Origin of the sequence: Blautia sp. MSJ-9 (genome assembly GCF_018919065.1) — a bacterium.
In the GTDB taxonomy this organism is placed as follows: Bacteria; Bacillota; Clostridia; order Lachnospirales; family Lachnospiraceae; genus Blautia_A.
Genome location: NZ_JAHLQG010000045.1, coordinates 1 through 12,483 on the forward strand (window position 1 = coordinate 1; position 12,483 = coordinate 12,483).

The following is a 12,483-nucleotide window of genomic DNA, read 5'->3' on the forward strand; positions in this document are numbered from 1 at the left end:
GGTAAAAAATATTTTGTCAAGTTTTTTAAAAAGAAAAAAAGCCAGCAAATATGCTGGTTTGAGTAGTGGTCGAATTTTTGGTACTGCAAAAAATGATAGTGCTAAATCCTAAAGACGGGTCATAAGTATCGTGCTCCAAAGTTTTCAGGAGTGTTTTTATGATTGGCACCGTGAATGAAATGATAATAATTCTCAATAACATTTGGCTTGACTAACCGATATACTATAGTGTATCATCTATAAAAGTCAGAGGAATACAGCTTACAGAGCTGTTTATTCAATTGATTTTGTGGATTTATTTCTATAATTTATATAGTGAATGAAACACAGTAATTTTTATTCTCTTTGCACTGCATTACATTCAATAACAGAATGCGAGATCAACAGTACAAACTGAGCAGGCGATGCCCGAGAGTATCAGATATCGAGGGCGTGGGGCCGGGCCGCGTAAGTGGCAGCAGATATGAACTTTTCAGACATATCTGTGGGACAGTGTATGTTCCGCAGGTGTGTCTTTTTGTTTATCTGGAAACAGATGTCCGGAAGAAATTTATCTGGTACAGATGTGATCCCGAAGTACAAAAAGACCCCGGGAAGACCGCACTTTGATAAGACATGATCTTAAGAAAGAAATTTTTTATGATCATGACGCAATGTATGTGACATAAGAAGAACCTGTAAACTCAAAGATAAGTAAGAAAAGAGCAGGTAATAAAAAGACCTGAGAGTACTTATGTTTGAAGCAAATTTAAGGAGGTCCTGGTTATGGAACAGACAAGACAATTAAATATGACAGCAATGTCAACACAGACAGAAAGCAACACGACAACTAAGAAAGAGGAGCCTGCATGGGAACACAAGGTGGCAATGAAAGTGTCCGGCGTGAGCATTGCAGTGAATCTTTTACTTTCATTATTCAAATTACTGGCAGGAATCCTGGCTCATTCAGGTGCCATGATTTCAGATGCGATTCATTCTGCATCTGATGTGGGAAGTACTTTCGTAGTAATCGTCGGTGTGAATTTATCCAGTAAGAAATCTGATAAAGAGCACCAGTATGGACATGAAAGAATGGAATGTGTATCCTCCATTATCCTGTCCGGGCTGCTTCTGGCAACTGGTATCGGAATCGGTATGAGTGGAATTGAGAACATTATCAAGAGTACATCCGGCGAGAGTATTGCAATTCCGGGAACACTGGCGCTGATTGCAGCAGTTGTTTCTGTTGTGGCAAAAGAGTGGATGTTTTGGTATACAAGAGGAGCAGCGAAGAAGATCAATTCCGGCGCATTAATGGCTGACGCATGGCATCACCGTTCAGATGCAATGTCTTCTGTAGGTGCATTTGTTGGTATCCTTGGCGCAAGACTTGGTTTCCCAATCCTGGATCCACTTGCCAGCGTAGCAATTTGTGTTCTGATTGTGAAAGCATCTGTAGAGATTTTCAAAGATGCAGTAGATAAGATGGTAGATCACTCCTGTGATGAAGAAACAGAGGAGCGCATGAAAAATGTAATCTCCGAAGTAAAAGGAGTGAAAGGAATCGATCTTTTACAGACACGACTTTTCGGATCCAAGATGTATGTGGATATTGAGATTTCAGCAGAGGGAGATATTTCCCTGACTGAAGCACATGAGATCGCGGAGGATGTGCATCATACAGTTGAGAATAGTTTCAAAGATGTGAAACATTGTATGGTACATGTAAATCCGGTGAATGCATAACTATTATAAAAAATAAAGTTTATTTTTTGGCACAGACGCAGTTATTTTGCGTCTGTGTTTTTGTGTTGGTAATAAAAAACAGCAACCTGAGTTCTGTCTCTGAGCTGCAGCTTATCCAGAATAGAACTAAGATAATTTCGCACAGTTCCTTCGCTAAGGAAGAGCTCAGAGGCAATTTCCTTATTGCTGTATCCCTTGGCAATCAGTTCGATGATCTCCAATTCTCTTTCATTAATATCATAAGCACTGTAATCAAACACAGCCGAAGCCTGCAGCAGCTTCGGAATACGGGATACAATCTCAGTACCGAACACTGTCTGTCCGTAAAAAACTGCACGCAGAGCTGGTAGAATACTTGTATAATCCTGCTTAAGCAGATAGCCTTTGGCTCCCAGGCGGAGTGCTTTTATAATGTATTCGTCATCCGAGAATGTAGTAAGCAGCAGGATTTTTGCATGGGGAAATTCCTGCAGGATAATAGTGGAGGCCTCTAGTCCTGACATATTTTTCATGCGAATATCCATAAGCAGGATATCAGGTTGATATTTGCGGTAAAGCTCACAGGCTTCCTTACCGTCGGAACCTGTGGCAAAAACTTTTACATCTTCATTGATTTCCAGAATTGTCTTTAAGGCGCCAGCAACAAGACTGTCGTCGTCTACGATTATAATATTCATAAAAACCTCGTATTGTATTTTTTATTTATTAGTAAACGTTTCATTGTAAATTTTCGCTTGCTTAAAAGAGCCTGTATCGTTAAGAAAAATAGAATATATGAAAGATAAGGAAAGATTATTTGACAGAATCTGTCTTAGGTATCGTAATAAAGATACGAAAACCATTTTCTGTGCGAATCTGTATTGTCCCGTTTAAAGAACTGACACGTTCTTTCATGTTCAGAAGTCCAATCCCCGAATCGGATAGATCATAGTGGATATCTGTCCCGTTATCTTCAATACAAAGTTGATACAGCGCCGGATGCTCCCTGATGAGAATTTGAACAGAGTCTGCATTGCTGTGTTTCATAATATTTGCCAGCGCTTCTTTCACAGTACTGATAAAGCAGTATTTCACATTCCTTGGTACCTGACCGGAGATATCATAAGTAAGAACTACCGGGCAGAAGGAAAAATCCTGAACCAGGCTTTGGATGGCATGTTTCAGATTGACAGCTTCATCATGCAGATCATGTACACTGGAACGGATACTGTTCATTGCAGAATTTAGCGAAGTTTCCAGATTGTCCAGCAGAGGGGCAGTTCCGGCATCTTTATTGATTGCTTTGACAGCACCAGTAAGCAAAATCGAACGGGAAAGTACATGTCCTACATTATCATGGATTTCTCTTGCAATACGGTTGCGTTCCTTCAGGGTTGCATTGTAGATTTCATAGTTCTGTTTTTCCTGAAGTGCGTGATTCTTTTCTGCGAGCAGGAGCGTTCGTTCTTCACTGTCATCTCTGCTGTGGAGAAAATCCAGCTCCAGTTTCTCATAGTTTGCTGTATTCCGTTCCAGAAGAATTGCCAGTAAAGCACCGAAAACTCCGGCATATATAGTGAAAGCTGGAAATGTCTGTGGATCAGAACAAAAGGCTGCAAATATGTAAGAATAAATTCCGGTGGCCCATAGCAGAAACGGGCACAGATATTGATGCAAAATCACGTAAATGAAAATCGGATAAAATAAAAGAAGTTCTGTCAGTTGCAAAGTTATCAGTCCGTAAATAAGAAACAGAATACTGATCAGAATACGATTTTCAAATACATAACAGCAGCACATCAGGATCATTGTACACAGCAGTGCAAAGATAAAATCGCTGCCAGGTTCAATGAAAAAGAGAGCCAGAAAACTGTATAAAGTTAATATTCCGATATCCTGAAAATAGCGCATGATCTCTACTCCTGTTTTACACAATGAATATAAAATGTATCTTGGATAATCAGTAAATGTTCAGTACCTTCATAGTTATGATAATCATACTATAACCACAATAGAAAATAAATACATATGGCAAAAGATGTGACATTTGTCATGGTGAGAGGATGACAATCTGCACTTGGAGAGAACAGGAAATATGCTTATAATGGAAGCATCAGAGGAGTTATACCGCTGAAATGCTCAGAATATCGGGGAGGTAAAATATGTCACAGAATATTGTTCATATAGAGAATCTGGTAAAGAGATATGGAGATTTGGTAGCACTGAATCATCTGAATCTGGATATCAAAGAGGGAGAAGTTTTTGGTCTGCTAGGTCCGAACGGATCGGGTAAGACTACTGCGATCAATTGCATGTTATCGTTATTGAAATATGATAAGGGAACCATTGAAATCTTCGGAGAGCCGATGAGCCCGGATAATTATCAGGTAAAGAAACAGATTGGGATTGTGCTTCAGAATGTTGCAGTTTTTGAGGAACTGACCGTGCAGGAGAATATTGATTATTTCTGCGGTCTGTACATAAGTGAAAAGAAAAAGAGAAAACAGCTTGTTGAGGAGGCGATTCAGTTCGTAGGTCTGGAAGATTATCGAAAAATGCGTCCAAAGAAGCTGTCTGGAGGTCTTTTGCGGCGCCTGAATATTGCATGCGGAATTGCTCATAAGCCTCGCCTGATCATTCTGGATGAACCGACTGTAGCGGTAGATCCGCAGAGCAGAAATAAAATCCTGGAAGGAATTCAGGAACTGAATCGGCAGGGCTCTACGATCATTTATACTTCACATTATATGGAAGAGGTAGAGCAGATCTGCACCAGAATCGCGATTATGGATCATGGCAGAACTATTGCCTCCGGAACAAAAGAAGAACTGAAACAGATGATCAAAACAGGGGAAACGATCACAATAGAATCGGTGCTTTTGGATGAAAAGAATCTCAGAGAAATTCAGGCTCTGAATCATGTGTTTGATGTACATTATGAGAGCCAGATCCTTACGGTTCGATGTACAGGAGCAAAGCATAATCTGATCCGTATCCTGAATTATCTGCAGAGCCAGGAACTTGCATTTGGAAGAGTATTCTCGGAACTGCCGACTCTGAATGATGTATTTCTGGAAATTACAGGAAAACAGCTGAGGGATTAAGGGGGAAGGAACAGATGCTTCATTTAGTAATCTATAATGTGAAAGTAAAGCTGAGAAATTTTGGCACAACTTTCTGGCCACTGGCATTTCCACTGATCCTTGGAACGTTATTCTTCTTTGCTTTTGGGAATATCAATGATGCAGATTTTGAGACTGTGCCAGTAGCAGTAGTAAAAGAAGAACACGCAGATCAGGTATTTCTGGCATTCCTGGATCAGATTAAAAATGGCGAAGACCAGCTTCTGGCACCAGAGGAGATGACAGAAGAACAGGCGAAAGAAAAACTGGAAGATAAAAAAGTGTCGGGCATCTATTATGTAGGATCAGAGCCAACACTGACAGTAGCAGCGAGTGGAATCGAAGAGAGTATTCTACAGTCAGTACTTCAGAGTTATGAGAATACCAGAAGTACGGTTCAAAACATAATGAAAACGCATCCGGAAGGAATTATCGAAGGATTGAAAGCTATGATGAAACAGCAGGACGGGGTACAGGAACTCTCCTTAGGCGGCAGAACGATTGACGGAAATGTACAATTCTTCTATGCATTGATCGCTATGGGATGTCTGTATGGATGCTTTATAGGATTTGGTGCAGCAATCAGTCTACAGGCAAATCTGACAGCATTGGCTGCTCGCAGATGTGTAACACCGACACACAAATTAAAGCTGATCCTTTCTGAGCAGATTTCCTCATTTCTGCTGGGCTATGTGGATGTAATAATTCTGCTTCTGTATCTGAGATATGGACTGAAACTGGATTTTCAGGGACAGATGGGACGAATGCTGCTGATCTGTTTCCTGGGATCGCTGATCGGAGTTTCCATGGGAATCTTTGTGGGAAGTTTTGGAAAGATGAAAGAAGGAGCGAAGATCGGGATTATCCTGGGAATCTCTATGATCTGCAGTTTTCTGGCAGGACTGATGAACAACACCATGAAAGATATGGTGGAGAAACACGCACCTTTGATCAACAGGATCAATCCGGCGGCACTCATTTCTGATGCGTTTTACTGCATTAATGTATATGATGATACTGCCCGGTATCACAGAAGTCTGATAACGCTGGCAGTGATGAGTCTGGTGTTGGTGACAGCTTCATTTTTACTGATTCGGAGGGAACGTTATGACAGTATTTAAAGGATACATGAAAATATTAAAGAAGAATATCGGCCTGGTGATCATGTATCTGATAATCTTTTTCTCTGTGGCACTGGCGTTACAGGCGGCAGCAGGAAAAGAGGGCAGTGACAGTTATCAGAGTAAGAGTGTTGAGATTGGAATCGTAGATGAGGATGGGGGAACTCTGGCCCAGGGACTTGAGGATTATCTGGGAAAGATTCATCACATCACAATGCTGGAGAATGACAGGGAAGTTCTGCAAGAGAATCTGTTTTACAGAAATGTGGAGTATATCGTGCAGATTTCGGAGAATTTTGTACAGTCCTGTATTCTGGATAGTGAAAGACTTAAAGTAACAAAGGTTCCGGGTTCTTATACTTCTTATTATGTAGATCAGCAGATCAACAGTTATCTCAGCATGGCGAGAACATATCTGGCAGCAGGTCTTTCACAGGAGGAAGCAGTGGATGCAATTGCTGCAGAAAAGCATTCAGAAGTACAGACTCTGGCAGGAACTTCCGAGAATGTTACAAAGCCGGGATATCTCTATTATTTCCGTTATCTGCCATATCTGTTTCTGGGAGTATTCTGCTACGTGATGGGATATATCCTGATGGCATTCCGACAGGGAGATATTCAGAGAAGAATGGAAGCTTCTGCAGTATCTGTCAGACGACAGAGTATAGAAGGGCTGCTTGCGATGGGTGTAATGGGACTTGTACTCTGGGGAGTCGGGATTGCAGGTGCCGGGATTATGTACGGCAAAGCTTTCTGGAAGTCTCAGACACTGGGGTATTATATCCTGAATAGCCTGATCATGATGGCAGTGGCATTATCTCTTTCTTATCTGGTAGGAATGTTTGTCAAGAACAGCAACATGCTCAGCGGACTTGCCAATGTAATCTCGCTCGGCATGTGTTTCCTATGTGGTGTATTTGTACCAATGAATGTCATGGACAAAAAAGTACTCAAAGTATCTCAGTTCCTGCCGGTATACTGGTACGAACAGGTTAATGAATTACTGAGCGAATATACCACACTTACGGATAAAGCGAAAGAACAGATACATATGGCCATGGGAATAGAAGTGCTGTTTGTTGTAGTGTTTGTGTGTCTGACATTGACAGTGGTGAAATATAAAAGACAGAAGTAGGAAATCTGGAAAATGAAAACGAAAAAAGCCCCGGGTAAATTGCCCGGGACTCTTTTTGTTTTCATGGATGTATCAATATTTATGTCTGGTCAGGCTGCTGGTTCCACTGTAGCCGGAACTGCTGTAAGGGTTTCCATTTCCCATACAATTTAATGTATTTTTATTGTTTGAATACAATCTATATCCATAGTAATGACCGCCTCCCAGTGGGATTCTGAAGTAGTATCCATAACTGGTTTTGGTAATCTTATCAATTTTGCGTCTTGTGTATGTGTTAGATCTGGATTGATACATTTTTACATTTTTTCCAGAAAATACAACTCTGCGGGGATAAGGCATGCCTCCCTGTGTATACCAGGTACCTTTAATAAGGCTTAAAGCCTTTTTCTCCTGCGCCTTTGTCGCAGCCTGTACGTTGTATGTAGTGGATGGTACTGCTGTGAGGCAGAGTGCGAGAGCACATACAGCGATTAGTAATCTGATGAGTTTGTTTTTTGATTTTTTCATTTTTCATTTCTCCTTTGCGTAAAAGTGTGTTTAATAGATACTTAAAGCTGATTTTATTATGCAGTATCCTCCCCACAATTTCAAGTACTCAGCAGTTTATATTTCATTGAAGCCGGAAATCCAAGAGTTCCGCTGGCAGAGAGACTGACATTTGCATCTATTTACCAGTCAAACCTGGATGAATTTTACAGAGTCAGAGTGGGAACACTGATGGATCAGATGGAATCATCTGAGGTAATTCGCGAGAATAAAACAAACATGACCAGTGAAGAACAGGTGAAAGCAATTCTTGCTGCGACCAGAGAACTGGATCAGAAGAAGGCTGCAATCTATGAACAGCTTATGGGAGAACTGGAGCCATTTCCATTCCTGAAGAACTGATCCTCCATTTTCTGCCGAAAATGTTCAAAAATTATGAAATCAAAGAGAAATCCCTGATCCGCATTACCCGAAATGCAGACATTGATACAGAAACTATTTATGATGAGGATCTGGAGATACAGGAAGAAATCGACCAGGTAAAACAGGGAAAAGAAGGGTACATTGGAATCAAGATCAATTCCCTGACAGATAAAGTGATCATCAATAAACTGGTGGAAGCATCCCAGGCAGGCGTCAAAATAGAGATGGTCGTCAGAGGAATCTGCTGTCTGATTCCGGAGATAAAGGGATATACAGAAAATATTAAAGTTGTAAGTATTGTAGGACGATATCTGGAACACTCCAGAATCTATCGTTTTGGTACAAAAGAGCGCGAAAAAATATACATTGCATCTGCTGATTTTATGACCAGAAATACAGTCCGCAGTGTAGAAGTAGCAGCTCCGGTCCTGGATGAAAAGTTGAGCATATAGCAATGCGGAAAAAATGCAGAAGAAAGAGAAAAGCGAAAAATAAAATAAAAATTAAAAAAAAGATAAAACTTTTTCGGGACATCATCTGTCAGTATAGTGAAACAAAAAATAAAGACTTGAATATAGTAAATGAAAAATCTATAATAAATTCAAAGTCGAACTATGGCGATAAGGAGTAACAGACAGATGGTGAATTACGAAAAAGTTGTAAAAGCAGCAATCAAAGGCGACGAAAGCGCATTTGCGCAGTTATATGAATCTACTCAGCATGATATGTATTACATTGCGTTAAAATATATGAAGAACGAAGATGATGCAATGGATGTTGTTCAGGATTCTTATATAAAAGCATGGAGATATCTGGGAACCATACGTGATCCGGAGAATTTTCCGTCCTGGCTTGGGAGAATCGTGGCAAACACAGCCAGAAATATGCTTGCAAGGAAGAAGCCATTGCTTTTCTCCGAAATGAGTCAGGAGAATGAGGACGGAGATCTTTTTGAGTATGAAATAGAAGATGAGAAAGCACAGTATCAGCCGGAACGGAACTATACACAGAAGGAAACACAGGAACTGGTGCATGAACTCATCGACAGTCTATCTGATGAGCAGAGACTCTGTATCCTTATGTATCATCTGGATGATCAGAGTATCAAAGATATAGCAGTAACATTTGGAATATCAGAGAATACTGTGAAATCAAGACTGCTTTATGGTCGAAAAGCGATTAAGACGAAAGCGGAAGCACTGCAGAAGAAAGGATATCAGCTTTACACAGCTGCGCCTGTGGGATTACTGTTATATTTGCTTCTCAGCGACAGAAAATCCGATGTATATGCTGCAACTGCACAGGCGGTTCTTCAGGCACAGAGAGCAACAATTTTAAATAAAGCCAATACACAGGCAGTTGTCGGTAAACACAAAAGTGTGAACAAGAATACGGCAGGCAGATCAGCAGGTCGAAGTGCGGGAAAAGCTGCCGGAAAAGCTGCGGGGCGAACATTCCTGCATACAACTGCCGGAAAGGTTATTGCAGCAGTAGCAGCTATTGCAGTAGCAGGAGGCGGTGCAGCCGGAATTGTTCAGTATCAGAATTCAGTGAAGAAGCCTGAGATTGTGCAGCAGGAAGAAGCAAAAGCAAAGGAGAACCCGAAGCCAACAGAAGCTCCGGAGGAATCCGCTTCGACTGCTACTCCGGAACCAACAGAGGTTCCGGCTACACCAACACCAAGCCCGGAGCCGACCCCGACCACACCTCCGGTACAGCAGTTGGCAGATGATGAATATTCCTCCAGAATTGCCGGAAATCTTAACAAACAGGAACTGGAATTTGTACTGGCTTATGGCGTGGATGAGGTTACGGACAATGCGGCAGCCTTGCATGATACGGTTTATACATTAAATGAACTGTGTCTGGGTGTTAATTCTTCCAGAGAACGTATGATTCAAAAACAAGGGACAACAGGAGACGGGAAGTATATGTATTTGCAGAGTGATGTCAACAGATATTTCTCATCCTTTACAGATTTCCAGTTTACAGAAGGCTATGCATCGGGTTCGATTCAGGTACAGAATGGATATGTGACTTTTTGGCCGGCAGAACTGAGTTGGTCTACAACTGTTTCCATTACTGATACCAGCTACACAGATTCTTTAATGAAGATTCATTATATCTATACGAAAACAAGTGCAGAAGACGGTTCGGTTACTTCAAACAGAGTTGCAACACTTGTACCCGTGGGAAATGGTCTGTATCGTATTATCAAAATAGAAGGAGATACCGGTGCTCCAGATGTTTTTGATAATGACACTGCAGCCGCTTCTGCGGAAAATCAGGCAGAACCAGCACCAGGAGAAAATCAGGCAGAGCCGGCTCCGGATGGAACGCAGACAGATTTTGAAGAAAACCAGGCAGAACCTGCACCGGAACAGACGGATACCACACAGGAGACTCAGGCAGAAGGCTCAGTTACAAGTGCATATCAGAGCGTTCTTCAGAGTGTGGCGGCAAATCAGGATGGATACACATTCCCGGAAGTATCTCAGGAATATCTGACAGGAACGAAGGTATATACTTTGTATGATATTGATCAGAATGGAACACCAGAATTGATTGTTGGTGCAGAGTTCAAGGATTCCGGAAAATACCTTTTGTATGATTATCACGTTTACACTTGTGATGGATCAGATGGAAATTATCAGGCACACCGCGTTGCGGGAGATGGTTTTACTGTGGGCTGTGAAGCAGCACCTGATGGAAACGGAATCCTGAGACAGGAGATTGCATCTATCAGAACGATGGAGACCAACTATTATCGTGGAACCCTGCAGAATGGAACTTTAACATTCGATACTACACCACTTTATACTTCAGACTATAGCACCGATTACTCTACCTTCCCGGTTCAGAAGATCTTAAACTGGATGGATATTTCGGATATGAGCGGATTGAATTAACATATAGCAAAGATATCTGACTGACGCAGGCTTTCACGTTCTATTTGGCCCTTGACTTGATATCTGTGAATTGCTTTGTTGTTTAGTAGCTCCTACAATTCGCATAAATAATGTTATACAATAAAAAAAGTACTCCAGATGAAAAAATGTCTGGAGTATTTTTTATATAATTTTTGATTAATTTTTAAAACTTTTTCAGGAGTTATACTGTCTATATAGTGAAGTTCAAAATACAGAAAGGAGAAGAGAGACTATGGAATTACTATGTACGCATCCATGAAAGGATGCGATACAAGCAATTACTACTGTTCACTATTTCATTTGATCAATCTGACTGTTCTGATCTGGAATGAATTTCATAACATCAGAAATATTACAGTCAATTACCTGACAAAGCGTATTCAGAGTGGTAGTTGTAATCGGTTTGCCACTTCTGAGCCGCTGGATTGTGTCTGGAAGGATCCCGTGTCGGTTGATCAGTGCGTAAGTACTGATTCCACGATCAGCAATGGTTTTCCAGAATGGGTCATAAGAAATCATAGCATTCACCTCAATATAATAGAAATGTTAACATGATTCTTATTACCTATATGTATGTTAAAGCATCTATTTTATAAGTGAAAAAATGGGAAATACATGGAAATTGTGATCTGACGGTTACTGCTCGTGCTAAAACCCTGAGACATGCAGAGTAACTTTAATTTTAAGGCATAAAATCTGTGTATTGCGAAGCTGGATATTAAGAATTGAGTGAACAATAATTGTATGAAGCAGGCAATTATTTTGATGCGAATGTTATATTGACTATAGTAAACCTGCGTAGTAAAATCAAATTATGTAAAAACACTCTTTCAGAGCGAAGAAAAGGAGAGAAAAAGTTTATGAAGAAAACAATGAAAAAACTTGTCGTATTAGTAGCAATATTTGCAATGCTGATAACCGCAATTCCGGTTTCCGCTGCAAATGATGCAGCAACCCATACTTGGGTAACCGACAAACTGGTAGGATATGTTCCAGTAAAAAGTGATGCGAAGCAATTAAGTCTTGCAACAACAAAGGCAAAAAATGTTTCTGTCAAAGTTGCGAATCCGAAAATCGGAAAAATTGTATATGAAGATCTGACCTTTATGAAATTAATTCATTTCGTTCCAAAACGAGCAGGAAAAACAGTCGTTACAACAAAAGTAGGAAAGAAAACTTTTAAGACAAATGTTACCGTATACAAATATACCGATCCAATTTCATCAGTAAAAGTTGGAGATACAACAATTTCAGGAAGCAAATTTGCCAAAACAGACAGAATCTATCTCGACTATGATAAATACGCAGGTAAAACAATAAATTTAAAATTTAATACAAAAAAAGACTGGTATTGCTGCTATATGGAGTTAAAAGACAAAGATGGAAACGACATACCAAACCTTATTAAACAAAAAGAGGGCGGTTCCTTTAAGGGAGTATATGTGCATGGCGGTAAAGGAAACTTTATTTGTAACATTGTTTTTGAAAATATGAAAAACAAAGGAGTGGAAACACTTTCTATTGTATTTAAATAAGAAAAAAGATACCGAGCGATCATCGGA

Annotated in this window: 12 protein-coding genes, 2 pseudogenes and 1 riboswitch; of the genes and pseudogenes, 10 read left to right on the forward strand and 4 right to left on the reverse strand. The window is 40.4% G+C overall.

Annotated features, from left to right (window positions below; genetic code table 11):
• The first annotated feature begins 383 nt into the window (after positions 1-383).
• Positions 384-495: riboswitch (NiCo riboswitch) on the forward strand.
• Together KQI87_RS12655 and KQI87_RS12660 are read left to right on the forward strand one after the other, a co-directional pair.
• The gene (locus tag KQI87_RS12655) at positions 464-619 is read left to right on the forward strand and encodes a hypothetical protein (RefSeq protein ID WP_216460493.1); all 156 of its coding nucleotides are present in this window, start codon (positions 464-466) and stop codon (positions 617-619) included. It overlaps the preceding riboswitch by 32 nt.
• Positions 620-798: 179 nt before the next feature.
• Positions 799-1,725, forward strand: a complete 927-nt coding sequence (locus KQI87_RS12660; protein ID WP_253292515.1) for a cation diffusion facilitator family transporter — start codon at positions 799-801, stop codon at positions 1,723-1,725.
• A 41-nt stretch (positions 1,726-1,766) separates the two neighbouring features.
• On the opposite strand, the gene KQI87_RS12665 is transcribed toward KQI87_RS12660, so the two are convergent.
• Positions 1,767-2,402, reverse strand: coding sequence for a response regulator (locus KQI87_RS12665; protein ID WP_216460467.1), 636 nt, complete (start codon positions 2,400-2,402; stop codon positions 1,767-1,769).
• Between the two features lie 115 nt (positions 2,403-2,517).
• A complete protein-coding gene (locus KQI87_RS12670) occupies positions 2,518-3,615 on the reverse strand; it encodes a sensor histidine kinase (RefSeq protein ID WP_216460468.1) in 1,098 nt (365 codons plus the stop codon).
• A gap of 263 nt (positions 3,616-3,878) precedes the next feature.
• Here KQI87_RS12670 and KQI87_RS12675 point away from each other — a divergent pair, with 263 nt between their 5' ends.
• From KQI87_RS12675 to KQI87_RS12685, 3 genes are read left to right on the forward strand one after another with little or no spacing between them, the layout of a single operon-like run.
• Entirely contained in the window at positions 3,879-4,808 is a 930-nt protein-coding gene (locus tag KQI87_RS12675; protein ID WP_216460490.1) for an ABC transporter ATP-binding protein, read from the forward strand.
• Between the two features lie 14 nt (positions 4,809-4,822).
• The gene (locus KQI87_RS12680) at positions 4,823-5,947 is read left to right on the forward strand and encodes an ABC transporter permease (protein WP_216460469.1); all 1,125 of its coding nucleotides are present in this window, start codon (positions 4,823-4,825) and stop codon (positions 5,945-5,947) included.
• The gene (locus KQI87_RS12685; RefSeq protein WP_216460470.1) at positions 5,934-7,082 is read left to right on the forward strand and encodes an ABC transporter permease; all 1,149 of its coding nucleotides are present in this window, start codon (positions 5,934-5,936) and stop codon (positions 7,080-7,082) included. Before KQI87_RS12680 ends, KQI87_RS12685 begins: the two co-directional genes overlap by 14 nt.
• Before the next feature lie 72 nt (positions 7,083-7,154).
• Here KQI87_RS12685 and KQI87_RS12690 read toward each other — a convergent pair whose 3' ends face one another.
• Positions 7,155-7,589, reverse strand: coding sequence for a hypothetical protein (locus tag KQI87_RS12690; protein ID WP_216460471.1), 435 nt, complete (start codon positions 7,587-7,589; stop codon positions 7,155-7,157).
• Positions 7,590-7,748: 159 nt separating this feature from the next.
• On the opposite strand from KQI87_RS12690, the gene KQI87_RS17575 reads away from it, so the two are divergent.
• The 4 genes and pseudogenes from KQI87_RS17575 to KQI87_RS12700 all read left to right on the forward strand — a co-directional run bounded on the left by KQI87_RS17575 (position 7,749) and on the right by KQI87_RS12700 (position 10,900).
• Positions 7,749-7,970: a hypothetical protein gene (locus KQI87_RS17575; protein ID WP_442860621.1), complete on the forward strand. Its 222-nt coding sequence runs from the start codon at positions 7,749-7,751 to the stop codon at positions 7,968-7,970.
• Positions 7,971-7,990: 20 nt separating this feature from the next.
• Positions 7,991-8,050: pseudogene (locus tag KQI87_RS17580) on the forward strand (hypothetical protein); the annotation flags it as partial.
• A 36-nt stretch (positions 8,051-8,086) separates the two neighbouring features.
• Positions 8,087-8,434: pseudogene (locus KQI87_RS17585) on the forward strand (polyphosphate kinase 1); the annotation flags it as partial.
• Positions 8,435-8,629: 195 nt separating this feature from the next.
• On the forward strand, positions 8,630-10,900 hold the full coding sequence (locus KQI87_RS12700; protein ID WP_216460472.1) for an RNA polymerase sigma factor: 2,271 nt from the start codon (positions 8,630-8,632) through the stop codon (positions 10,898-10,900).
• A gap of 312 nt (positions 10,901-11,212) precedes the next feature.
• Here the strand turns inward: KQI87_RS12700 and KQI87_RS12705 are convergent, their stop codons facing one another.
• Complete coding sequence (locus KQI87_RS12705; RefSeq protein ID WP_195999172.1) at positions 11,213-11,440, reverse strand: helix-turn-helix domain-containing protein; 228 nt, start codon at positions 11,438-11,440, stop codon at positions 11,213-11,215.
• Positions 11,441-11,781: 341 nt separating this feature from the next.
• Between KQI87_RS12705 and KQI87_RS12710 the strand changes: the two genes are divergently transcribed.
• Positions 11,782-12,456 carry a hypothetical protein gene (locus KQI87_RS12710; protein ID WP_195999173.1) on the forward strand — a complete coding sequence of 225 codons (675 nt, stop codon included), beginning with the start codon at positions 11,782-11,784 and terminating at the stop codon, positions 12,454-12,456.
• Positions 12,457-12,483 lie beyond the last annotated feature (27 nt).